Source organism: Actinoplanes sp. NPDC048967, assembly GCF_040649415.1.
GTDB lineage: Bacteria > Actinomycetota > Actinomycetes > Mycobacteriales > Micromonosporaceae > Actinoplanes.
In genome coordinates this window covers 202,579-224,880 of the sequence record NZ_JBEZFL010000010.1, presented here as the reverse complement: position 1 = coordinate 224,880, position 22,302 = coordinate 202,579, and the positions used below count along the sequence as shown (strand labels likewise).

General features: G+C 71.4%; 22 protein-coding genes. 17 read left to right on the top strand and 5 right to left on the bottom strand.

What is annotated here, in order from left to right; genetic code table 11:
- Window positions 1–13 precede the first annotated feature (13 nt).
- The 3 genes from AB0C12_RS35625 to AB0C12_RS35615 all read left to right on the top strand — a co-directional run bounded on the left by AB0C12_RS35625 (window position 14) and on the right by AB0C12_RS35615 (window position 1,947).
- Window positions 14–742 (top strand): class I SAM-dependent methyltransferase, encoded by a 729-nt coding sequence (locus tag AB0C12_RS35625; RefSeq protein ID WP_360554622.1) that lies wholly within the window; start codon window positions 14–16, stop codon window positions 740–742.
- A gap of 10 nt (window positions 743–752) precedes the next feature.
- On the top strand, window positions 753–1,394 hold the full coding sequence (locus AB0C12_RS35620; RefSeq protein WP_360554620.1) for a hypothetical protein: 642 nt from the start codon (window positions 753–755) through the stop codon (window positions 1,392–1,394).
- A gap of 88 nt (window positions 1,395–1,482) precedes the next feature.
- Window positions 1,483–1,947, top strand: coding sequence for a cupin domain-containing protein (locus AB0C12_RS35615; RefSeq protein ID WP_360554618.1), 465 nt, complete (start codon window positions 1,483–1,485; stop codon window positions 1,945–1,947).
- 281 nt (window positions 1,948–2,228) lie between these two features.
- Here AB0C12_RS35615 and AB0C12_RS35610 read toward each other — a convergent pair whose 3' ends face one another.
- Window positions 2,229–2,993, bottom strand: a complete 765-nt coding sequence (locus AB0C12_RS35610) for a GntR family transcriptional regulator (RefSeq protein ID WP_360554616.1) — start codon at window positions 2,991–2,993, stop codon at window positions 2,229–2,231.
- Between the two features lie 191 nt (window positions 2,994–3,184).
- On the opposite strand from AB0C12_RS35610, the gene iolC reads away from it, so the two are divergent.
- The 11 genes from iolC (at window position 3,185) to AB0C12_RS35555 (ending at window position 15,033) form a co-directional block, all read left to right on the top strand.
- Window positions 3,185–4,135: a 5-dehydro-2-deoxygluconokinase gene (gene iolC / locus AB0C12_RS35605; protein WP_360554614.1), complete on the top strand. Its 951-nt coding sequence runs from the start codon at window positions 3,185–3,187 to the stop codon at window positions 4,133–4,135.
- Window positions 4,128–4,997, top strand: a complete 870-nt coding sequence (locus AB0C12_RS35600) for an aldolase (RefSeq protein ID WP_360554613.1) — start codon at window positions 4,128–4,130, stop codon at window positions 4,995–4,997. Before iolC ends, AB0C12_RS35600 begins: the two co-directional genes overlap by 8 nt.
- Window positions 4,994–5,869, top strand: coding sequence for a 5-deoxy-glucuronate isomerase (gene iolB / locus AB0C12_RS35595; protein WP_360554611.1), 876 nt, complete (start codon window positions 4,994–4,996; stop codon window positions 5,867–5,869). The genes AB0C12_RS35600 and iolB overlap by 4 nt, the downstream gene beginning before the upstream one ends.
- The gene (gene iolD, locus AB0C12_RS35590) at window positions 5,866–7,761 is read left to right on the top strand and encodes a 3D-(3,5/4)-trihydroxycyclohexane-1,2-dione acylhydrolase (decyclizing) (protein WP_360554610.1); all 1,896 of its coding nucleotides are present in this window, start codon (window positions 5,866–5,868) and stop codon (window positions 7,759–7,761) included. Before iolB ends, iolD begins: the two co-directional genes overlap by 4 nt.
- A 13-nt stretch (window positions 7,762–7,774) precedes the next feature.
- Window positions 7,775–9,271 carry a CoA-acylating methylmalonate-semialdehyde dehydrogenase gene (locus AB0C12_RS35585; RefSeq protein WP_360554608.1) on the top strand — a complete coding sequence of 499 codons (1,497 nt, stop codon included), beginning with the start codon at window positions 7,775–7,777 and terminating at the stop codon, window positions 9,269–9,271.
- Between the two features lie 7 nt (window positions 9,272–9,278).
- Entirely contained in the window at window positions 9,279–10,169 is an 891-nt protein-coding gene (locus AB0C12_RS35580; protein WP_360554606.1) for a TIM barrel protein, read from the top strand.
- 44 nt (window positions 10,170–10,213) lie between these two features.
- The gene (locus tag AB0C12_RS35575) at window positions 10,214–11,194 is read left to right on the top strand and encodes a substrate-binding domain-containing protein (protein WP_360554605.1); all 981 of its coding nucleotides are present in this window, start codon (window positions 10,214–10,216) and stop codon (window positions 11,192–11,194) included.
- A gap of 69 nt (window positions 11,195–11,263) precedes the next feature.
- Entirely contained in the window at window positions 11,264–12,331 is a 1,068-nt protein-coding gene (locus AB0C12_RS35570) for an ABC transporter permease (RefSeq protein ID WP_360554604.1), read from the top strand.
- A gap of 4 nt (window positions 12,332–12,335) precedes the next feature.
- Entirely contained in the window at window positions 12,336–13,151 is an 816-nt protein-coding gene (locus AB0C12_RS35565) for an ATP-binding cassette domain-containing protein (protein WP_360554602.1), read from the top strand.
- On the top strand, window positions 13,148–14,176 hold the full coding sequence (locus AB0C12_RS35560) for a Gfo/Idh/MocA family oxidoreductase (protein WP_360554600.1): 1,029 nt from the start codon (window positions 13,148–13,150) through the stop codon (window positions 14,174–14,176). Before AB0C12_RS35565 ends, AB0C12_RS35560 begins: the two co-directional genes overlap by 4 nt.
- On the top strand, window positions 14,173–15,033 hold the full coding sequence (locus tag AB0C12_RS35555; RefSeq protein ID WP_360554598.1) for a sugar phosphate isomerase/epimerase: 861 nt from the start codon (window positions 14,173–14,175) through the stop codon (window positions 15,031–15,033). The genes AB0C12_RS35560 and AB0C12_RS35555 overlap by 4 nt, the downstream gene beginning before the upstream one ends.
- 15 nt (window positions 15,034–15,048) lie before the next feature.
- On the opposite strand, the gene AB0C12_RS35550 is transcribed toward AB0C12_RS35555, so the two are convergent.
- A complete protein-coding gene (locus tag AB0C12_RS35550) occupies window positions 15,049–16,569 on the bottom strand; it encodes an OmpA family protein (protein WP_360554597.1) in 1,521 nt (506 codons plus the stop codon).
- A 28-nt stretch (window positions 16,570–16,597) separates the two neighbouring features.
- On the bottom strand, window positions 16,598–17,689 hold the full coding sequence (locus AB0C12_RS35545; RefSeq protein ID WP_360554595.1) for a glutamate-cysteine ligase family protein: 1,092 nt from the start codon (window positions 17,687–17,689) through the stop codon (window positions 16,598–16,600).
- 774 nt (window positions 17,690–18,463) lie between these two features.
- Between AB0C12_RS35545 and AB0C12_RS35540 the strand changes: the two genes are divergently transcribed.
- Genes AB0C12_RS35540 through AB0C12_RS35530 form a run of 3 tightly spaced genes read left to right on the top strand, consistent with a single transcriptional unit; the run spans window position 18,464 to window position 20,011 of the window.
- Window positions 18,464–19,003, top strand: coding sequence for a hypothetical protein (locus tag AB0C12_RS35540; protein WP_360554594.1), 540 nt, complete (start codon window positions 18,464–18,466; stop codon window positions 19,001–19,003).
- 19 nt (window positions 19,004–19,022) lie between these two features.
- Complete coding sequence (locus tag AB0C12_RS35535) at window positions 19,023–19,265, top strand: hypothetical protein (protein ID WP_360554593.1); 243 nt, start codon at window positions 19,023–19,025, stop codon at window positions 19,263–19,265.
- A gap of 2 nt (window positions 19,266–19,267) precedes the next feature.
- Window positions 19,268–20,011 carry a glutaminase gene (locus AB0C12_RS35530; protein ID WP_360554592.1) on the top strand — a complete coding sequence of 248 codons (744 nt, stop codon included), beginning with the start codon at window positions 19,268–19,270 and terminating at the stop codon, window positions 20,009–20,011.
- 11 nt (window positions 20,012–20,022) lie between these two features.
- On the opposite strand, the gene AB0C12_RS35525 is transcribed toward AB0C12_RS35530, so the two are convergent.
- Window positions 20,023–21,027 (bottom strand): sugar phosphate isomerase/epimerase, encoded by a 1,005-nt coding sequence (locus AB0C12_RS35525; RefSeq protein WP_360554591.1) that lies wholly within the window; start codon window positions 21,025–21,027, stop codon window positions 20,023–20,025.
- 26 nt (window positions 21,028–21,053) lie between these two features.
- Window positions 21,054–22,223, bottom strand: a complete 1,170-nt coding sequence (locus AB0C12_RS35520; RefSeq protein ID WP_360554590.1) for a Gfo/Idh/MocA family oxidoreductase — start codon at window positions 22,221–22,223, stop codon at window positions 21,054–21,056.
- Window positions 22,224–22,302 lie beyond the last annotated feature (79 nt).

Genomic DNA, 22,302 nt, shown 5'->3' with positions numbered 1-22,302 from the left:
CTATGCTGCTGCGGTGCTCTCCGACGCCGATGTGGCCGCGCTCTACGACCTGCTGAACCCGTGGGACCCGGAGCACCACCCGGCCGACGCGTTCCACCACCGGCTGGTCATGGCGGCCGGCGCGGTGCTCGACGTGGGCTGCGGCACCGGGGCGATGTTGCACCGGGCCCGCGACGCCGGGCATCGTGGCGTGCTGGCCGGAATCGACCCGAACCCGGCGTACCTGGCCCGGGCCCGGCGCCGCGACGACATCGAGTGGGTGCCCGGGACGGCGGCCGCGACGCCGTGGGAGCAGGACTTCGATCTGGCCGTGATGACCGGGCACGCCTTCCAGTGCCTGGTCGACGACGGTGAGATCCGGGCCGGGCTCGCCGGGGTGCGCGCGGCGCTGCGCGAGGGCGGCCGGTTCGCGTTCGAGACCCGGCACCCGCAGGCACAGGCCTGGGCGGACTGGACGCCCGCGCACGCGCGTGAGGTCGTGGACGCCGCCGGCCGGCTCCTGCGGGTGGGCCACGAGGTCGAGTCGGTCGTGGACGATGTCGTCACCTTCACCGAGACCGTCACCGACGCCTCCGGTGCCGTGGTCCACTACGAACGTCAGGTGCTGCGCTTCCTGGGCCCGGAGGTGCTCAACCGGCTGCTGCGCGAGGCCGGCTTCCGGCTCGACGAGCAGTACGGCGACTGGCACGGCGGCCCGCTCACCCCGGACAGCCGGGAGATCGTGACCGTCGCCCGTCGTTAGGATCTGGTCCATGCCTGGCGACCCTGTGACTGCGGCCGATGTCCGAGAAGCTGTGTATCTGGCGGCCGACACCCTCGCCACGGTGGTGGAGCGGGACTGGCGGGTGCCGGCCGGTGATCTCGACTGGGACTGCTGGGAGACCGTCGAGCACATCGCCGACGACCTTTTCGCGTACGCGTCGCAGCTCGGCCCGCGCCGCCCGTCGGTGACGGAACCGATCCCCATCGGCTGGGAGTACCGCCGCCCGGGCGGACCGGCGCTCACCATCTATGCCATCGCCGAGGAGGGCGGCCAGACCGGCCTGCTGCAGGTGCTCGAATCCTGCGGCGCGTTGCTGGCCGCGATGGTCGAGGTCACCCCGCCGACCGTCCGCGCGCAGCACACCTACGGCGCCTCGGACCCGGAAGGCTTCGCGGCGATGGGCGTGGTCGAGACCCTGGTGCACATGCGGGACGTCGCCGCGGGGCTGGAGCTCTCGTGGCAGCCGCCGCAGGATCTGTGCGCCCGCTCCCTGCATCGGCTGTTCCCGGATGTGCCGGCCGAGGGGGACAGCTGGCAGACGCTGTTGTGGGCCACCGGGCGGATCGCCCTGCCCGGCCGCGACCGCCGGGCCTCCTGGCGCTGGGACGGGACGCCCCGTCAGCAACAGTGATGTCGTGCCGCGACATCGGTGGTACCGTTGTGTCACGGCGCGACATCACCGTCGCGTACGCCGGCGAAACCACCAGGGAGACCTGTCCATGACCCCGGTCACGATCGTCCGCCCCGGCGAGGGTGAGCTCATCACCACCAACGGGCCGTCGCAGATCCGCATCCTCGAGGACGGCAGCCACACCGGCCACCGCCTGGGGATCGGCGAGATCACCCTCCAGCCGCACACGCCCGGTCCCATCCAGCACCGCCATGCCCAGCACGACGAAGGCTTCTACGTCCTGTCGGGCACCGTACGGTTCACCGTGGGCCAGGACGACCACGACGCCGGTCCCGGCACCTGGGTCATCGTCCCGCCGGGCGCACCCCACACCTTCGCCAACGTGGGCGACGACCCGGCGGTCATGCTGTCCACCTTCACGCCGGATCTGTACGTGCAGTACTTCCGCGATCTCAAGAAGATGGTCGAGTCCGGGCAGCCGATGACGGCCGAGACCATGACTCCGCTCTGGCAGAAGTACGCCACCGAGATCTCCTCCGAATACCGGCCATGACCCGGTAGTGCACCGCGACCCTTCCTCGTACCCCTGGCGGCGGACCGACCGAGTCGGCAACGCCGGGCCGCCACCACCACCCCACCGGTACCTCAACACCCGGCCGATGCGCGACTGATCGGCCGGGTGAACGCATTCCCGTCCCGGAGCAGCCGCGCTCCTTCGACCTCGCGTCGACCACCGTCAGCCTGATGGTGGGTGACCTGCGCCGCGAGGACGACGCGAGCCGGCCGGCGACCTCGACGAAGCCGCCGTCTCCGGCGCGTCGGACGCCGGGGAGCTCAGCCCGCCGACAGGTTGAGCTCGAAGCTGTAGCGGCTGGCCCGGTAGACGTGCGAGCCGTACTCCAGCGCGCGGCCGCCGGCGTCCCAGGCCGTACGGGTCATGGTCAGCAGTGAGGCCCCGCGCTTCTCCTGCAGGGTCCGCGCCTCGGCCGCGCTGGCCGAGCGGGCGCCGATCACCTGCGTCGCGATGCGCGGCACGAATCCCGCCCGGCGCAGCAGCTCGTACAGCCCGTACGCGGCCAGGTCGGCCGCCTCCAGCCGGATCAGGTCGACCGGGATCGCGTTGTGCATCAGCGCGAGGGGCTCGCCGCCTGCGTAGCGAAGCCGTTCGATCCACGTCACCTCGGCGCCGAGGGGCACCTCCAGGGCCTCGGCCACCTCGGCCGGTGCCGCGATGACCCGCAGGTCGAGCACCTCGGTGCGGGGCTTGCGGTCCGCGCTGACCAGGTCGTCGTAGAGGCTGGAGAGCTCGACCGGGCGGCGCACCTTGGGGTGCACGACCTGGGTGCCGACGCCGCGTTTGCGCACGAGCATGCCGCGTTCGACCAGATACTGGATCGCGCGGCGGGTGGTCGGCCGGGACACGCCGAGGCGTTCGGCCAGGTCGACCTCGTTCTCGATGCGGGCGCCGACGCCGATCTCGCCCTGTTCGATCAGCTCCTGCAGGCGGCTGGCGACCTGGAAGTAGAGGGGCACGGGGCTGGTCCGGTCGACCTCGACCGGGCGCACCGCAGCGCGGGCTGGGGCGGGATCGGATGCCATGGAACCCCCATCGTTTTTCAGTTTGTCATGACAAAGTATTGACGTGGAAGCCCCCACGTTATTACATCGAAACGAGCCGACACACCAGGCTGGCAGACTTTTCATCGCGCCGTAATCCGCACGGCACACCAGGCAGCACAGCGTGCCTGAGATCTCCCCGCACGGCCCATCCGTCTTTCCCAGGGGGACGCATGCCCGCAGACGAGGTACTGACCATGGGGCGGATCGGCGTCGACCTGTATCCACAGCAGATCGGCGTCTCGCTGCGTGAGGTCCGCACCTTCGCCAAGTTCCTCGGTGGCAGCCCCACCAACGTCGCCGTCGCCGCCGCCCGTTACGGCCGGCGCAGCGCGGTGATCAGCCGGACCGGCGCCGACCCGTTCGGCGCGTTCATCCACGACGCGTTGCGCGGCTTCGGGGTCGACGACCGGTTCGTCGCGCCGGTCGCGGCGCTGCCCACCCCGGTCACCTTCTGCGAGATCTTCCCGCCCGACGACTTCCCGCTCTACTTCTACCGCTTCCCGAAGGCGCCGGACCTGGAGATAGCCGAGTCCGAGCTGGACCTGACCGCGATCCGGTCGGCCGGCATCTTCTGGGTCACCGGCACCGGCCTGTGCCAGTCGCCGTCGCGGGAGGCCACCCTGGCCGCCCTGCGCGCCCGCGACAAGTCCGGCATCACGGTCCTCGACCTCGACTACCGGCCGATGTTCTGGGAGTCGCGCGCGCAGGCCCGGGAGTGGATCAGCCAGGCCCTGCCGTACGCGACGGTCGCCGTCGGCAACCTCGACGAGTGTGAGACCGCGGTCGGGGTCCGGGAGCCGCACGCCGCCGCGCGGGCCCTGCACGACGCGGGCGTCGAGCTCGCTGTCGTCAAGCAGGGGCCGCTCGGTGTGCTGGCCTCCAACGGCAAGGAACAGGTGCAGGTGCCGCCGGTGCCCATCGAGGTGGTCAACGGGCTCGGCGCCGGTGACGCCTTCGGCGGCGCGCTGTGTCACGGGCTGCTCTCCGGCTGGGACCTGGAGACCACGATGCGTTTCTGCAACGCCGCCGGTGCCATCGTCACCACCCGTCTGGCCTGCGCCGACGCCATGCCGACGGAGTCCGAGGTCCGGGAGCTGATCGAGGAGGCCGGCCGTGCTTGACGTCCACGAGCTCGCCGCGGCCCGGGCCGATCGCCCGGACGCGATCGCCGTCGCCGCGGCCGCCCGCCGCCGGCCCGCCGGCTGGCGCGGGGAGCACGGCCGCATGATGATCATCGCGGCCGACCATCCGGCCCGCGGTGCGCTTCGGGCCGGGTCGGACCCGCTGGCCATGGGCAACCGGACCGACCTGCTGCGGCGAATCTGCACCGCGCTGGAGCGCCCGGGTGTCAACGGCGTGCTGGGCACCCCGGACATCCTCGAGGACCTGCTGCTGCTCGGCGCGCTCGACGACAAGGTCGTCATCGGGTCGATGAACCGCGGCGGGCTGGCCGGCACCAGCTTCGAGATCGACGACCGCTTCACCGCGTACGACGGGGACAGTCTCGCCGCGGCCGGGTTCGAAGGCGGCAAGATGCTGCTGCGCATCGATCCGGACGACGCCGGCACCGTGACCACCCTGGAGAGTTGCGGGCGGGCCGTCGGAGACCTCGCCGCGCACAAGCTCATGGCGATGGTCGAGCCGTTCATCTCGCACCGGGTCGACGGCCGGGTGCGCAACGAGCTCAGCGCCGAGGCGATGATCCGGGCGATGTCGGTCGCCGCCGGGCTCGGGCCCACCTCGGCGTACACGTGGTTGAAGGTCCCGGTCGTGGCCGACATGGAACGGGTCATGGCGGCGACCACGCTGCCCGCCCTCATCCTCGGCGGCGAGGTCTCCGCGGATGCCGAGGCCGCCTACGCGCGGTGGAGCAAGGCCCTGGCCCAGCCGACCGTGCAGGGACTGGTGATCGGGCGCAGCCTGCTCTACCCGCCCGGCGGGGACGTCGCGGGTGCGGTCGACCGGGCGGTGGGCCTGCTATGACACTGCTGCGCCGCGGCGACGCCCAGAGCAAGCCGTTCGAGACTGTCGTGACCCCGCAGAGCGCCGGCTGGGGCTTCAGCGGCCTGCGGATCGTCGAGCTGGCCGTCGGGGCCCGGGTCAGCTTCGCCACCGGCGACGAGGAGATGATCGTGCTGCCGCTGTCCGGCGGCTGTGACGTCACCTGCGACGACGAGCGGGTCACCCTGACCGGGCGGCGCTCGGTGTTCTCCCGGGTCACCGACTTCGCCTACCTGCCCCGCGACGCGTCGGTCACCGTCCGGGCGGCCAACGGCGGCCGGTTCGCCCTGCCGGCGGCCCGCGCGGACCGGCGGCTGCCGTTCCGCTACGGACCGGCCGAGGACGTGCCGGTCGAGCTGCGCGGGGCCGGGCAGGCCAGCCGCCAGGTCAACAACTTCTGTACGCCGGACTCGTTCGCCGCCGACCGGCTGATCGCGGTGGAGGTGCTCACCCCGGGCGGCAACTGGTCGTCGTACCCGCCGCACAAGCACGACGCGCCGACCGACAGCGAGACCGCGCTGGAGGAGATCTACTACTTCGAGGTCGCCGGTTCGCCGTCGGGTGCGGCCGGGGCCGGCTATCAGCGCGTGTACGGCCACCCCGACCGCCCGATCGACATCTGCGCCGAGGTGCGCAGCGGGGATGTCGTGCTGATCCCGTACGGGTGGCACGGCCCGTCCATGGCGGCCCCCGGTTACGACCTCTACTACCTCAACGTCATGGCCGGCCCGGGGGAGCGCAAGTGGCTCTTCTCCGACGACCCGGCCCACGCCTGGGTCCGTGGCACCTGGAACGAGCAGGCGATGGACCCCCGGCTGCCCCTGACGTCCGCAACCGAGAGGAGGCGCTCGTGAGACTCACCGTCGCCCAGGCCGTCGTCACGTTCCTGGCCAACCAGTGGACCGAGCGGGACGGTACCGAGCAGCGCGCGATCGCCGGCTGTTTCGGCATCTTCGGCCACGGCAACGTCGCCGGGGTGGGTCAGGCCCTGCTGCAGGCCCAGCGCACGGGTTCGGCCGACCTGCCGTACCACCTGGCCCGCAACGAGCAGGCCATGGTGCACGCGGCGGTCGGTTACGCCCGGATGAAGAACCGGCTGTCCACGATGGCGTGCACCGCCTCGATCGGGCCCGGCTCGACGAACATGCTCACCGGCGCGGCCCTCGCCACGGTCAACCGGATCCCGGTGCTGTTGCTGCCCAGTGACGTCTTCGCCACCCGGGTCGCGGCGCCGGTGCTGCAGGAGCTGGAGGACCCGCGCTCCTACGACGTGTCCGTCAACGACGCGTTCCGGCCGCTGTCGCGCTTCTTCGACCGCGTGTGGCGTCCCGAGCAACTGGCGTCGGCGCTGCTGGGTGCGATGCGGGTGCTCACCGACCCGGTCGAGACCGGCGCGGTGACGATCTGCCTGCCCCAGGACGTGCAGGCCGAGGCGTACGACTTCCCGGACGCTTTGTTCGCCAAGCGCGTGTGGCACGTGGCCCGCCCGGTCCCGGAGCCCGCCGCGATCGACCGGGCCGCCGAGGTGATCCGGTCCGCCCGCCGCCCCCTGATCGTCGCCGGCGGCGGCGTCATCTACTCGGAGGCCTCCGCCGAGCTGGACGCCTTCGCCCGCGCCACCGGCATCCCGGTCGCCGACACCCAGGCCGGCAAGGGCGCGCTGAGCTGGGACCACCCGAACTCGGTCGGCGGCGTGGGCTCGACCGGCACGCCTGTGGCCAACAGGCTGGCCCGCGAGGCCGACGTGATCATCGGCATCGGTACGCGGTACAGCGACTTCACGACCGCCTCGCGCACCGCCTTCGCGGCGCCCGATGTCCGTTTCGTCAACCTCAACGTGGCAAGTTTCGACGCGGCGAAACAGTCGGCGGTGGCGGTCGTGGCCGACGCGCGCGCCGGGCTCGCGGCGCTCAACGCCGCCCTCACAGGCCCGTCCACCGCGACCTCGCCGGCGACTCCCGACCGACCGTGGCGCACACCCGACATGTCGTATGGGCGCGAGGTGGAAGCCTGGCAGCGGCGCGTGGACGAGGCCTACCACCTCAACCACGGCCCGCTGCCGGCCCAGAGTGAGGTCATCGGCGCGGTCAACGACGCCTGCGGCGAGCGCGACGTGGTCGTGCAGGCCGCCGGCAGCATGCCCGGTGACCTGCAACTGCTGTGGCGCGCCCGGGACCCGAAGCAGTACCACGTCGAGTACGGCTACTCCTGCATGGGCTTCGAGATCGCCGGGGCGCTCGGCATCAAGATGGCCGACCCCTCGCGCGAGGTGTACGCGCTGGTCGGCGACGGCTCGTACCTGATGATGGCGCAGGAGATCGTCACCGCCGTCGCCGACGGCATCAAGCTGATCGTCGTCCTGGTGCAGAACCACGGGTTCGCCTCGATCGGCGCGCTGTCGGAGTCGCTGGGCTCGCAGCGGTTCGGCACGAGCTACCGCTACCGCGGCGCGGCCGACGACTACGACGGCGACCGGCTGCCGGTCGACCTGGCGGCCAACGCCGAGAGTCTGGGCGCGCACGTCATCCGGTGCCGCGGCATCGCCGAGCTCACCAAGGGCCTCAAGCTGGCCCGCGAGAGCGACCGGCTCACCGTCGTCCACATCGAGACCGACCCGCTGTCGCCGGTGCCGTCCAGTGAGAGCTGGTGGGACGTGCCGGTCTCGGAGGTCTCGGCGCTGGACAGCACCCGGGCGGCCCGGACCGCCTACGAAACGGCCAAGCGCGGCCAGCGGCAGTATCTCTAGAGAGGGCAGTGCCTTGACCACCATCGAACATTGGATCGGCGGCAGCTTCACCAGTGGCGCCGCCACCCGCCGCGCCCCGGTCCACAACCCGGCAACCGGCGCTCAGCAGCACGAGGTGGTGCTGGCCGAGAGCGCCGACGTGGACGCGGCCGTGGCGGCGGCGCGTACGGCCTTCGAGTCCTGGAGCCAGGCGTCGCTGAGCGCCCGTACGAAGATCATGTTCAACTTCCGCGAGCTGGTCAACGCCAACGTCAAGCCGCTGGCCGAGCTGGTGTCCGACGAGCACGGCAAGGTCCTCAGCGACGCGGCCGGCGAGGTCCAGCGCGGCCTGGAGGTCATCGAGTTCGCCTGCGGCATCCCGCAGCTGCTCAAGGGCGAGTACTCCGACCAGGCCTCGACCGGCGTGGACGTGTTCAGCTTCCGCGAGCCGCTCGGCGTCTGCGCCGGCATCACCCCGTTCAACTTCCCGGTGATGGTCCCGATGTGGATGTACCCGGTCGCCATCGCCTGCGGCAACACCTTCGTGCTCAAACCCAGCGAGCGGGACCCGTCGGCGTCGAACTACATCGCCGACCTGTGGCGCCAGGCCGGTCTGCCCGACGGCGTCTTCAACGTCGTGCACGGCGACAAGACCGCCGTCGACGCACTGCTGCGGCATCCCGACGTCGCCGCGGTCTCCTTCGTCGGCTCCACGCCGATCGCCCGCTACATCCACCAGCAGGCCTCCGCGACCGGCAAGCGGGTGCAGGCCCTGGGCGGGGCCAAGAACCACGCGATCATCCTGCCCGACGCCGACCTCGAGTTCGCCGCCAACCACCTGGCCGCGGCGGCGTTCGGCTCGGCCGGCGAGCGGTGCATGGCGATCTCCGCGGCGGTCGCCGTCGGGGCCGCCGGCGACCCGCTGGCCGACATCCTGACCCGCAAGGCCCACGAGGTCGTGGTCGGTTCCGGCCGCGACCCGAAGAGCGAGATGGGCCCGGTGGTCACGGCCGCGGCCCGCGACCGGATCGAGAGCCTGATCGGTACGGGCGAGCAGCAGGGCGCCAAACTGCTCGCCGACGGCCGCGGTCTCCAGGTGCCCGGCTTCGAGAACGGCTTCTTCGTCGGCCCCACGGTCATCGACCAGGTGCGGACCTCGATGGACGTCTACACCGAGGAGATCTTCGGGCCGGTGCTGTCGGTGGTGCGCTCGGACACCGTCGAGGCGGCGATCGACCTGATCAACGCGAACCCGTACGGCAACGGCACCGCCATCTTCACCAGCAGTGGTGAGGCGGCGCGGCGTTTCCAGCGCGGGGTGCGGGTCGGGATGATCGGCATCAACGTGCCCATCCCGGTGCCGATGGCCTACTACTCCTTCGGCGGCTGGAAGGACTCTCTCTTCGGCGACAAGCACATCCACGGCCCCGAGGGCGTCTCGTTCTACACCCGCGGCAAGGTCGTGACTTCCCGGTGGCCGCACGTCGAGGCCGCGCACGGCGCCAGCATGCACTTCCCGACGGCGAGCTGAGGCAGCGATGAGACGACTCCGGCTGGGCAGCTGTCCCGACTCCTGGGGCGTGTGGTTCGCCGACGACCCGCGGCAGACACCCTGGCAACGCTTCCTCGACGAGCTGGCCGGGGCCGGCTACCGCTGGCTGGAGCTGGGCCCGTACGGGTATCTGCCGACCGACCCGGCGCAGCTGCGCGACGAGCTCGACCGCCGGGAGCTGACCTGTGCCGGCGGCACGGTCGCCGGCGTCGGCGGCCCGCACAAGGACTTCGCGGCCGTGCTCGCCGAGACCCGCAAGGTCGCCGAGCTGACCGCCGCGCTCGGCGCGAAGAACCTGATCTTCGTCCCGGTGCCCGGCTACCGCGACGACGTCACCGGGGCCTACCACGAGCCGGCCGAGCTCAGCCCGGAGCGCTGGCGGGCGCTGATCGACAACAGCAACACCCTCGGCCGGGTTCTCGCCGAGGAGTACGGCCTCACCATGCAGTTCCATCCGCATGCCGACTACCACGTGGAGACCCAGGCGCAGACCGAGCGTTTCCTGGCGGAGACCGACCCGCGGTACGTCTCGCTGTGCCTGGACACCGGTCACCTGGCCTACCGGCGGGCGGACATCCCGGCCGTCATCCGCAAGTACCCCGAGCGGATCGGCTACGTGCACATCAAGCAGATGGACCCGGCGATCGCCGAGCGGGCCGAGCGCGAGGACATGGCCTTCGGTCAGGCCGTCGCGCTGGGCGCGAGCGTCGAACCGCCGGCGGGCCGGCCGGACGTGCCGTCCGTGCTGGCGGCCCTCAACGAGTTGGACGCCGATCTGTTCGTCGTCGTCGAGCAGGACATGTACCCGGTCGACTTCGACCTGCCCTTGCCGATCGCCACCCGTACCCGTGCCTATCTGAACTCCGTCGGCCTGTGACGGCCGCCGTCCCCCTGGAAGGAAGGAACCTCATGATGCTTCGCATGCGAGGTGCACGCCTGGTCGCCGTGGCGGCGGTGGTGGCCCTCGGCCTCGCCGCCTGCAGTGAAGGTGGCAAGCAGGAGACCACCGGCACCTCCGGTGGCGGGGCCAATGCCGCCGGCAGCTCCGGCTACACGATCGCGATGATCACCCATGAGACGCCCGGTGACACGTTCTGGGACAAGATCAAGGCCGGGGCCCAGCAGGCCGCCAAGGACGAGGGGGTCACCCTCAAGTACTCCAACGACCCGGACGCGTCCAAGCAGGCCGGGCTGATCCAGAGCGCGGTCGATTCCAAGGTCAGCGGCATCGCCACCACCCTGGTGACCCCGGACGCGCTGGCCGGGTCGGTGAAGGCGGCCACCGACGCGAAGATCCCGGTCGTCGGCTTCAACTCCGGCATCGACCAGTACCAGAAGCTCGGGGCCCTGATGTACTTCGGCTCCGACGAGAACGTGGCCGGCACCGCCGCCGGCAAGCGGATCGGCGAGGCCGGGGCCAAGCACCCGCTCTGCGTCATCCAGGCCGCCGGCTCCGTCGCACTCGAGGCCCGCTGCGCCGGCGTCAAGAGCGCGGTCCCGGGCACGGAGAACATCCAGGTCAACGGGGCGGACGACGGTGCCGTCGTGTCGACCCTGCAGGCCAAGCTGTCGCAGGACAAGTCGATCGACTACATCGTCACCCTCGGCGCCCCGATCGCCATCGACGCCCTCAAGGCGATGGACGCCGCCGCCAGCAAGGCCAAGCTGGTCACCTTCGACCTCAACGCCGAGGCGGCCCAGGACATCCAGGACGGCAAGATCGAGTTCTCCATCGACCAGCAGCCGTACGTCCAGGGCTACCTGGCGGTCTCCTCGCTCTACCTCTACCTCAAGAACGGCAACGACATCGGCGGTGGCCGGGCGGTGCTCACCGGACCGTCGTTCGTGGACAAGACCAACATCGACAAGATCGTGCCGTTCACCAAGAACAACACCCGGTAGTCGCTCGCGGGGGACGGCCGCGCGCCACGACGCGGCTGCCCCCGCTCAGGCAGTGATCGGAGCATCGTCATGACCCAAGTCCGGACCACTCCACCTCCCGCCAAGACCCCCGCCGAAGCGTCCAACCGGGTCTCGCTCAGCCTCTACAGCCGCATCCTGGCCAGACCCGAGGTGGGCGCGCTCGTGGCGGCGGTCATCATCTTCATCTTCTTCCTCAGCGTCGCGCCCGCCTTCCGGTCCGCCGAGTCGTTCTTCACGGTCCTCTACCAGTCCTCCACCATCGGCATCGTCGCCGTCGGGGTCGGCCTGCTCATGATCGGCGGCGAGTTCGACCTGTCCGCCGGCGTCATCACCATCACCGCCGGCCTGGTCAACTCGATGCTGTGCTGGAACTACGGCATGAACCTGTGGGTCGGCGCGCTCGTCTCGCTGGTGTTCTGCCTGTTCATCGGCTTCCTCAACGGCTATCTGGTGATGAAGACGGGGATCCCCAGCTTCCTGATCACGCTGGGCACGTTCTTCGTGCTGCAGGGAGCCAACCTCGGCGTCACCAAACTCGTCACCGGCTCGGTCTCCAGCCCGGACATCAGCCGGATCGACGGCTTCAGCTCGCTGCAGGCCATCTTCGCGTCGAGCTTCAAGATCGGCCCGGTGACGGTGTGGATCACGGTGATCTGGTGGCTGCTGTTCGTCGCGCTCGCCGCGTGGATCCTGCAGCGCACCCGTACCGGAAACTGGATCTTCGCCGTCGGCGGCAACCCGGACAGCGCCCGCGCGGTCGGCGTGCCGCTGGTCCGCACCAAGATCGGGCTGTTCATGACGGTCTCGTTCTTCGGCTGGTTCGTCGGCATGCACCTGCTCTACCGGTTCAACACACTGCAGGCCGGCAACGGCGTCGGCAACGAGTTCCTCTACATCATCGCCGCGGTGGTCGGCGGCACGCTGCTGACCGGCGGCTACGGCAACGCGATCGGCGTCGCGATCGGCGCGTTCATCTTCGGCATGACCAGCCTGGGCATCGTCTACGCCGGCTGGGACCCGAACTGGTTCAAGGCCTTCCTCGGCGTGATGCTGCTGCTCGCCGTGCTGGTCAACCTGTACGTCAAGCGGATGTCGACCGCACGGAAGGTGGGATGACACCATGACCGACACCCTGGCCGATCACGCCGACGCGGGACTGCGTAAGGGCGAGCCGCTCATCGAGATGACCGGCATCGGCAAGAGCTACGGCGCGATCCGGGCCCTGCGGGGCATCAACCTGCGGGTCAACGCGGGTGAGGTCACCTGCGTGCTCGGCGACAACGGCGCCGGCAAGTCCACCCTGATCAAGATCATGTCCGGGCTGCACCCGCACAACGAGGGCAGCCTCAAGGTCGACGGCCAGGAACTGACCTTCGCGTCCCCGCGGGAGGCCCTGGACCACGGGATCGCCACCGTGTACCAGGACCTCGCCGTGGTCTCGCTCATGGAGGTCTGGCGCAACTTCTTCCTCGGCTCCGAGCTGACCGCGGGCCGGTTCCCGCTGGCCGGCATGAAGATCAAGGACATGAAGCGGATCGCCGACGAGGAACTCCGCAAGATGGGCATCGTCGTCAAGGACATCAACCAGCCGATCGGCACCCTCTCCGGCGGCCAGCGCCAGTGCGTGGCGATCGCCCGGGCGGTGTACTTCGGCGCCCGCGTGCTGATCCTCGACGAGCCGACCGCGGCGCTGGGCGTCAAGCAGTCCGGCGTGGTCCTCAAGTACACGGCGGCGGCCCGGGACGCGGGGCTCGGCGTCGTGTTCATCACCCACAACCCGCACCACGCGTACCTGGTGGGTGACCACTTCATCATCCTCAAGCTCGGCGGCACGGCCCTGGACAAGAACCGTTCCGAGGTGGGCCTGGACGAGCTGACCACCCAGATGGCCGGCGGCGACGAACTGACCGAACTCTCCCACGAGCTCGGCCGATGAGCGTGCTGCGGGTCGGGGTCATCGGCACCGGGATGATCGGCCGCGACCACATCCGGCGGATGACCACGGTGCTGGCCGGGGTGACGGTCACCGCCGTCACCGACGTCGACGTGGACACCGCCAAGAAGGTCGCCGAGGGCCTGCCCGCCGCCACCGTGCACGCCACCGGCGAGGAACTGATCGCCGACCCGGCGGTCGACGCGGTCGTCGTCTGCTCGTGGGGACCCACCCACGAGCAGTACGTGCTCGCGGCGATCGCCGCCGGCAAGCCGGTCTTCTGCGAGAAGCCCCTGGCCACCACCCAGGGCGCCTGCCTGCGGATCGTGCAGGCCGAGGTCGCGGCCGGCCGCCGGCTGGTGCAGGTCGGCTACATGCGCCGGTACGACGCGGCGTACCGGGCCCTCAAGCAGGTGGTCGACAGCGGTGAGATCGGCGCGCCACTGATGATGCACTGCGCGCACCGCAACGCCGACGTGCCCTCCTTCTACGAGAAGGAGAGCGCCATCACCGACACCGCGGTGCACGAGATCGACATGGTCCGCTGGATGTTCGGCGAGGAGATCACCGCGGCCCGGGTGCTGATCCCGCGCCGGAGCCGCAACGGCGGCCCCCTGCAGGACCCGCTGTTCCTGATCCTGGAGATGGCGGGCGGCGCGCTGGTCGACGTGGAGATCTCGGTGAACATCCGGTACGGCTACGACATCCGCGGCGAGGTCGTGGGTGAGGACGGTACGGCGGCCCTGGGCGAGCTCAGCCCGGTGTCGGTCCGGACGTCCCGGCAGGTGTCGACGCCGGTGCCGGCCGACTGGCGGGAGCGGTTCCTGCGCGCGTACGACGTGGAGATCCAGGAGTGGGTCGACTCGCTGGCCGGCGGGGGCACCCCGGTGGGCCCGAACGCGTGGGACGGCTACGCGGCGGCGGTGGTGTCGGATGCGGGCGTCGAGGCGTTGCGCACCGGGGAACGCGTACCGGTGGTGCTGGCTCCTCGTCCGGCGCTCTACGCGACCGAGGCGGTGCTGTCGTGAAGATCGCGCTGGATCCGTACATGTTGCGCGGGGTGCCCCTGCTGGAGCTGCCGCGGGTGGTCGCCGACCTGGGCTACCGCCACATCGAACTGTCGCCCCGCGACGACTTCATGCCGTTCTTCCTGCACCCGCGGGCGTCGTCGGCGGACGTGGCCGCGTTCAAACGGGAACTGGCCGCGGCCGAGGTGTCGGTGGCGTCGGTGCTGCCGCTGTACAAGTGGTCGGGCCCGGACGAGGACGAACGCCAGGCGGCGGTGCGGTACTGGAAACGGGCCATCGAGATCACCGTCGACCTGGGCGTGGACGTGATGAACTCGGAGTTCAACGGCCGCCCGGAGGCGGCGGCGGCGAGCGAGGCCCAGTTCTGGCGTTCCCTGGAGGAACTCCTGCCGATCTTCGAACGCGAGGGTGTCCGGCTGGTGCTGGAGCCGCACCCGGACGACTTCGTCGAGGACGGCATCGCCGGGGTGAACCTGGTCAAGGGCATCAACTCGCCACTGGTGACGTTCCTGTACTGCGCCCCGCACACGTTCCACCAGGGCGGCGACCTGGCCGCGGTGCTGCGCCACGCGGGGCCGCTGCTGACCCAGGTGCACATCGCGGACTCGTTCGACCATCGGGGCTCGTCGGGCCTGCGCTACATCGTGAACCCGCCGGGCTCGGCCGTCCGGGTGCACCAGCACCTGGACATCGGCCAGGGCGAGGTCGACTGGGACCTGTTCTTCCGCACGCTGGCGGAAGTGGGCTTCGACGGCATCGCGACGGTGTGTGTCTTCGCCTGGGAGGAACGCGCGGCGGACAGCGGCCGGTTCAACCTGGAACAGGTCAACCAGTACGTGGCCAAATACGCCCGCTGACCCGGTCCCGGCGGGTCAGGCTACCGGGATGCCGGTGATCCGCAGCCGGTCGGGCACGTCGAGGGTGACGGTGCCCGTGCCGGCGGGCGGGGCCGGGAACCACAGGGTGAGCATCTGCTCGCTGCCCGGCGGAATGGCCTTGTTGAGGATCCGGTCGCAGAGGCAGCGGTGGGAGCCGGGCGAGGACTCGTAGTCGAGCCCGTAGGCGGCGGTGTCCCCGGCGAGCAGGCGGACACCGGCGGTGCCGTACCGGGCGTACGGGTCGAACTCGTCGCGGACGGTGAACACGCCCTGGCCGAGGAAGTCCAGGATGGTGGCCTTGTTGTCGCCGACGTTGCGGGCCGTGAGGCTCACCAGCAGGAACGGTCCCCGTACGGTGGCCGGGCCGGGCACGAAGCGCAGCGTGCCCCGGTTGAGGGGCATCGCGACCTCGACACCGTCGGGGGCCTGCCCCTGCTTCCCGGTGGTCTTGGGCAGCACGGCCCTGGCCGGGGTGGGGGCGGCCGGCCCGCGGGCCCGGTAGGTGATGGCGACCCGCCGGTTGAGCGCCCGATGAGCAGCGGAGTCGTTGGGCACGGCCGGCTCGCTCTCACCCTCGGCGGCGACGGTCCTGGGCCATTGCCGGTCGGGCAGCGCCGCGCGCAGGGCATTGGCCACGGCCTGCGCCCGCCGCTGGGAGAGGTCCTGGTTGTGCGCGGTGGTGCCGGTGCTGTCGGTGTGGCCGGTGACGGTGAGCGGGCCGGGCCCGGCCGCCTTCAGATCGGTGACGGCGGCGGCGATGGACCTGCCGGCGCCCGGGGTGAGCTCGGCACTGTCCAGCCGGAACAGCACGTCGGTGTCCAGGCTGATGTCGACCCGGTCGGCGGACCGCCGCGTCCGCAACGCGACGTCGAGCCGTTCGGTGTACGACTCCAGGGCGGCGGTGAACGCGGGAGCTGCCGTCGCGGGGTCGAGGGACTCCCGCGCCTGGCCGGCTCCGGTCTGCCCGGCGGGCGGCGAGGGCACGACGCCGTCGTTCACGGGCACGTCGGTGAACACGCCGGCGTAGGGGAGCATGACCGACAGCCGCTGGACGCCGACCGGAACGCCCCGGAAGACGGCCCGCAGGGGGCGGGTCTCACCGACCTCGAAGCGGACGAGTCCGGTGCAGACGCAGCCGCTGCCGTCGAGTCCTTCGGAGACGAGAAAGACCCGGCGTCCGGCCTCGTCGACCAGGCGGGCGGCGTCGAAGGAGTTGGTCAGGAGCCTGGAGAAGTGCCGGCTGACCAGGCTGGCGCTGCCGCTCGCGGACCGGTCGAGCCGGATCTGGACGGTGAGCACGACGGAGTCACCGGACCGGATCAGCGGCCCGACGCTCATCTGCAGGATGTCACCGGCGGCGTCGACGGTCCTGACCTGGGCATCGGGCTGGGCGGCGATGCTCGTCGAGGCGGACGGGCCCGCGGTCACGCCCTTCGGCGAGGCGTTGTCGGCACTGCAGGCCCCGGTGACGACGATGACCACGCCGGCGGTGACCCAGGCAAGTAAGCGCCGCACCCGACCAGCCTAGTGGTCGTGCGCGTCCTCAGCCCTCCGCCGTTCCCGCTGCTGTGGATCCGGCCAGGAACTGGACGAAGTCCGTGGTGCCCTTCCGCCGTCGCCGGGCCCGCCGCTGCCGGTCGGCGCCGGTGCCCTGCTGCCGGAGCCGTTTGAATCCCCGGTAGACGTCGTCCACGTCGCCGTTGGCGGACAACGCCGGACCGATCTTCCGCATGAGACGCACCACCGCCTCGTGCGCGGCCGGCATGGTCGGGGTCAGCCGGTCCTGGCGCAGGCGCACCTCGCCGTGGGCGGCGGTGTTCAGGTGGGCGTCGACCACACTGGTCGGCACCGGCGTCGTGGTGAGGTTCCGCCGGGCGTCCGTGATCAGACTCCGGACCAGCGCCCGCACGATCCCGGCGAAGACGACCGAGTCCTCGACAGTCAGACAGGCGTCGGCCACCCGCACTTCCACGACCGGCTGGCCGGCGGGCACCCGGGCCAGGAAGAACACCGTCGACTCGTCCGGGGCTGCGCCCGAGTGGATCAGGGAGCGCACCACGCTGTCGTAGCGGTCAGCTCCGTCCCAGGCGCCCGGCGGCCGGAAGGTCGGCCAGTGCTGCTGCAGGTGGTAGCGGTAGCTGGCCCACCCGGTGTCCAGGCCGTCGGCGAACGGCGAGTTGACCGTCAACGCGAGCAGGGCGGGCAGCCACGGGCGGATCCGGGCCAGCACGTCGACGGCCTGGTCGCGGTCCGTCACCTCGATCCGTACCTGGCAGGTGCAGCCGCGGCCGGCCACGACGGCGTCCGGGAACCAGCCGGCGAGCTCCCGGTACCGCGTCTCGTCGGTGACCGCGCCGAGCGGACCGGCCGCGAACGGCGGGGCGCCGACCGACACGAGGCTCACGCCCGCCCGGCGCGCGGCGTCCGCGGCCTGCAACCGAAGCCGGGACAGCTCGCCGCGCAACTCGTGGAGGCTCCCGCAACCGGCCGTGTCGGTCACCAACTGGTACGCGAGGAAGCCGGGCCTGATCCGGTCCTCGTCGCGAGCCTGCCGGGCGACGAACGGCGCCGACGGCACCACGGCGCCGTCAGGCCCCAGCAGCAGAAACTCTTCGGCGACCCCGACTGTCAGCATCCGGCCTCCTCGCTGGAGTTCATGACCAGGAGGCTGCCGGAATCCGGCGGCGCCCGCCTCATCCGCCGGGAGTGACCGAATCTTGCTCCGGGCCGGGCCGGGCGCGGGTCGGCTTTCGGCTGCGCGGTCACGGACGGCCGCTTGTCGCCCGGCGGGTCGGGCCCGGTGGGTGGGAGCCGGTGGTTGGGGCCCGGCGGGTGAGGGCCCGGGGGTGGGCCCGGGGGTGGGCGCTGGGCCGGCTTCGTGAGCTGCTCGGTGAGGACCCCGTGGGTGGGAGCCCGGTGGTTGGGGCCCGGCTGGTGGGGGCCCGGCGGCTCGGCCCGGCCGACGGGAGCCCGGTGGTTGGGCCTGGTGGTTGGGGCCCTGTGGTTGAGGCCCGGCGGCTCGGCCCGGCCGGCGGGAGCCCGGTGGTTGGGGCCCGGCTGGTGGGGGCCCGGCGGCTCGGCCCGGCCGGCGGGAGCCCGGTGGTTGGGGCCCGGTGGTTGGGGCCTGGTGGTTGGGGCCCGGTGGTTGAGGCCCGGTGGGTGGGACCGGTGGGTGGGGTTGGGCGGTGGGGGGTGGGGGTTCGGCGGGTGGGGGCCCGGCGCATCGCGGGATGAAGCTGCCCCGGAGCGCGCGGCCTCGTCCGCGCCGCTTGAAGGGGTCGGCGGCTCCTCGACCTGTGCCCCGCCGGCAGGCCCGTCCGGGGGCGGGTCACCTGCCGGGGATGAGGCGTTCGCCGGGCCGCCCGGACACCGTTGTTGTCCGGATGCGCTTATCGGAGGGGGGATGGCGATGGCTACCGACACGTTCCTGGTTCACGTCGGTGTGTATCCCGGCGTCGCGCTCGCCAATGACGACTACGAGCTGGTGAGAGACCTGTTCGCCGAGGCGGACCTCGTCGACGCCTACGACGCCGCTGTGGTGGAGCGTCAGCCCGACGGCACGGTGGCGATCGTGCAGCGCTACGAAACGCCGACCCGGGCCGGTGGTGTGCTGGGTGGGGGGCTCGGGCTGGCGACCGGCCTGGTGGTCGCACTGTTCCCGTTCGCGGCGATCGGCGGCGGCCTGCTGGTGACAACCACGGCCGGCGGTGCCCTGCTCGGCGCGCTGGCCGGTCACGCGGCAGCCGGCCTGAGTCGCCGTGATCTGATGGAGCTCGGCGAGCATCTCGACGCCGGCCAGGCCGGACTGGTTGTCGTGGCCGGATCCGGCATGGGCGCCACGGTGGAGCAGGCCATGAGACGCGCGGCGAAGCTGGAGGTCCGGCCACTCCGGGCGGATCCCGCTCAGCTCAAGCAGGACGTCGCCGCCACCGGCGTCGGGCTGGAATGAGGCCGGCATGGAGCCATCGGTGGAATCCCTCGACCACGACGGCGCCCCGTACGTGTCCACCGGCGAGCTTCCCTCCCCGGAGCAGGTAAGGCGCTCCCTCGAGGACGCGTACCAGCGGTTCCGCACCGTCGCCGCCGGTGAGCGCTCGCGGGTCTATCCCGCGCTGGCCCGCGTGCCGGCGCAGCTTTTCGGCATCTGCGCGGCGGGGCTCGCGGCGGGCTCTTCGGCGTCGGCGACGCGGACGCCGGTTTCACCGTCATGAGCGTGGCCAAGCCGTTCGTCTTCGCCGTGGTCTGCGCAACCATCGGTCCGGAAGAGCTCAGGCGGCGGCTGGGGGTCAACCCGACCGGGCTGCCCTTCAACTCCCTCGCCGCGGTGGAACGTGGCCCGGACGGCCGCACCAACCCGATGGTGAACCCGGGGGCGATCGCCACCGCCAGTCTCGCCCCGGGCGACAGCGCCGAGGCCAAGTGGGCGTTCCTGCGGGACGGCTTGTCCCGCTTCGCCGGCCGGGCGCTACAGCTCGACGACGAAGTCTTCGCTTCCGCGTCGGCGACGAACCATCGCAACCGGGCCCTGGCCGACCTGCTGCAGACCTACGGCCTCCTGGGCTGCGATCCGGTGACGGCGGTCGACCTCTACACCCGGCAGAGTTGCCTGCGGGTCACCGCCACGGACCTGGCGGTGATGGGCGCCACCCTGGCCAACGGCGGCGTCAACCCGCGCACCGGCGCCCAGGCGGTGCACGCCACCGTCTGCCACTACACGCTCGCGGTCATGGCCACCGCCGGCCTGTACGAAACCTCGGGCGACTGGCTCTACGACGTGGGCGTACCCGGCAAGAGCGGCATCGGCGGCGGCATTGTGGTCGTCTCGCCCGGGAAGGGCGCCCTGGCCACCTTCGCCCCTCCACTCGACGCGTTCGGCAACAGCGTCAAGGGTCAGCTGGCGGCCCGCTTCCTGTCCCACCGGCTCGGTCTGACACTGTTCTCATCGGAGCCCACCTGATCATCGCCTGCTCAGACGCCGGCTCGCGCCGCCGCCGCGAGCAGGTTCTCGGCCGCCAGGCGCAACCCGTCGACCTGGTCGAACGCCTGGTCCTCGTGCTCGATGTTGACGGCCATGTCCGGGTCCACCGCACTCAACGCCCGCAGGAACGGCACCCAGAACTCCTCCACGCCATGCCCCCGCCCGACCGCGACGAACTCCCACGACGGGTTCTTCGGCCACTGGTTCAGCGTGTTGGCGCCACCCAGGTTCACGGGTTCGGCCTCGGCCGGGGTACGGGTGAAGCGGTCGTCCAGGACGCCGTACACCTTGGCGTTGTCGGGGTTGATCCTGGTGTCCTTGGCCGCGGCGTGGAAGACCAGGTCGCCGAGATACTCGACGCAGGCCACCGGGTCCATGCCCTGCCAGAAGAGGTGGCTCGGGTCCAGCTCGGCGCCGACGTGGGTGGCGTTGGTCCGCTCGACCAGACGTTGCAGCGTCGGCGGGTTGAAGACGAGGTTGTGCGGGTGCATCTCGATGCAGATCTTGACGTCGGCGGCGGCCGCGCGGGCGTTGATGTCCTTCCAGAACGGGACCGCCACCTGGTGCCACTGGTGGTCGAGGGTGTCGAGATATTGGCTGTCCCACGGGTTCACCACCCAGTTGGCCGTGGTGCCGCCGGGCTCGCCGGCCGGCAGCCCGGACATGGTGACCACCCGCCTGACTCCCAGGGCGGCCGCCACGTCGATCGCGCGGTGGAGATCGGCGGCGTGTCTCGGCCCCACCGCCGGGTCGGGGTTGAGAGGGTTGCCGTTGACGTTGAGGCCGGTCAGCTCGATGCCGGCCCGGGCGAAGCGGCCGAGGTAGTCCTCACGGGCGCCGGTGCTCGCGAGGAGGTCGTCGACGGGCAGGTGCGGGGCCGGGATGAAACCGCCCGCGTTGATCTCCGCGCTGGTCAGACCCAGCTCGCCGAGGATCTTGAGGGTTTCGTCCAGGGAACGGTCGTGCAGGCACGCGGTGTAGGCGCCGAGCTTCATGGCATTGCCTTCCGGACGGGTGTGGGTCAGAGCAGGACGGGCTTGTCGGTGGCGGAGACGACCGCGTCGAGCACGCGCAGGTTGTGCAGGCCGTGCGCCAGATCCGGGCACGGTGGGAGCTCGTCGATGCCGGCGATCTGGTCGAGGAACGCGCGCGCCTGGAACACGAAGAAGTCGTTCTGGCCGTGGCCGACCGTGGGGAAGTCCATGGGCAGTCCGCGGGCGACGTACGGATGCCACGGCCCGATGAACACCTGCCGGGCGCCGTTCACACTCTGCCCGGGTGTGCCGTCGATGATGCTGAACTCGCCCGGTCGGGTCAGGTCGAACGACGCCGTGCCGTTCTCGCAGAACAGCTCCAGGCGCAGGGTGTTGGCGTGGCCGAACGCCACCCGGGAAAGGGCGAAGGTGCCGAGCGTGCCGCCCGCGTACGTGGTGGTGAAGGTGCAGATGTCCTCGTTCTCCACCGGGACGTGCTCGTCACTGAGCTCGACACCGCCGGCATGCCCGACGGTGACGCCGAGCGGCTTGGGGCGGGACGAGACGAGCGTGCTCATCGAGGTGCCCTGCACGCCGGTGGTCGGACCGCAGAAGAACTCGGCCAGGTCGACGAGGTGGCTGCCGATGTCGGCCAGCACCCCGGAACCCGGACCGCCGAGGTATCGCCAGCTCATCGGGCGCTGCGGGTCGAAGCCGTAGTCGGTGAAGTAGGTGCCGACGAGGTGCCGCACCCGGCCCAGGCCGCCGTTGCGGACCTGCTCGCGGATGGCGTTGATCGCGGGGGAGCGGCGGAAGGTGAAACCGACGGCGGCCACCCGGTCGGAGGCCGCGGCGGCGTCGACCATGGCCTGCGCGTCGTCGAGGCTCGGGGCGAGCGGCTTCTCGCAGAGGACGTGCTTGCCGGCGGCCAGCGCCGCCTCGACGATCTCGCGGTGCAGATTGTTGGCGACCGCGACGGTGACCGCGTCGACGTCGGGCGCGTCGATCACGGCCCGCCAGTCGGTCTCGGTGCGGGCGAAGCCGTAGCGGGCGGCGGCGTCGGCGGCGAACGGCTCGTGGGTGTCCGCGATGGCGACCAGGCGTGGCGCGGGCCGGCCGGGGGCGAAGACGGTAGCGGCGTTGCGGTAGGCGTTCGCGTGGGCGCGGCCGACCATGCCGGCGCCGATGACAGCGACGCCGGGGGACGAGAGGGTCATGGGACCTCCGGAGTCCGAGGTTTAAAGCGCTTTAACTGCGAGTACTATCCAAGTCGATCTCGTTGTGTGTCAAGGGTGC

Coding starts and splice junctions, on each gene's coding strand:
- AB0C12_RS35620 (WP_360554620.1), top strand. CDS start 753: ATGCCTGGCGACCCTGTGACTGCGGCCGATGTCCGAGAAGCTGTGTAT.
- AB0C12_RS35615 (WP_360554618.1), top strand. CDS start 1,483: ATGACCCCGGTCACGATCGTCCGCCCCGGCGAGGGTGAGCTCATCACC.
- AB0C12_RS35610 (WP_360554616.1), bottom strand. CDS start 2,993: ATGGCATCCGATCCCGCCCCAGCCCGCGCTGCGGTGCGCCCGGTCGAG.
- iolC (WP_360554614.1), top strand. CDS start 3,185: ATGCCCGCAGACGAGGTACTGACCATGGGGCGGATCGGCGTCGACCTG.
- iolB (WP_360554611.1), top strand. CDS start 4,994: ATGACACTGCTGCGCCGCGGCGACGCCCAGAGCAAGCCGTTCGAGACT.
- AB0C12_RS35580 (WP_360554606.1), top strand. CDS start 9,279: ATGAGACGACTCCGGCTGGGCAGCTGTCCCGACTCCTGGGGCGTGTGG.
- AB0C12_RS35575 (WP_360554605.1), top strand. CDS start 10,214: ATGCGAGGTGCACGCCTGGTCGCCGTGGCGGCGGTGGTGGCCCTCGGC.
- AB0C12_RS35570 (WP_360554604.1), top strand. CDS start 11,264: ATGACCCAAGTCCGGACCACTCCACCTCCCGCCAAGACCCCCGCCGAA.
- AB0C12_RS35565 (WP_360554602.1), top strand. CDS start 12,336: ATGACCGACACCCTGGCCGATCACGCCGACGCGGGACTGCGTAAGGGC.
- AB0C12_RS35560 (WP_360554600.1), top strand. CDS start 13,148: ATGAGCGTGCTGCGGGTCGGGGTCATCGGCACCGGGATGATCGGCCGC.
- AB0C12_RS35545 (WP_360554595.1), bottom strand. CDS start 17,689: ATGCTGACAGTCGGGGTCGCCGAAGAGTTTCTGCTGCTGGGGCCTGAC.
- AB0C12_RS35540 (WP_360554594.1), top strand. CDS start 18,464: ATGGCTACCGACACGTTCCTGGTTCACGTCGGTGTGTATCCCGGCGTC.
- AB0C12_RS35525 (WP_360554591.1), bottom strand. CDS start 21,027: ATGAAGCTCGGCGCCTACACCGCGTGCCTGCACGACCGTTCCCTGGAC.
- AB0C12_RS35520 (WP_360554590.1), bottom strand. CDS start 22,223: ATGACCCTCTCGTCCCCCGGCGTCGCTGTCATCGGCGCCGGCATGGTC.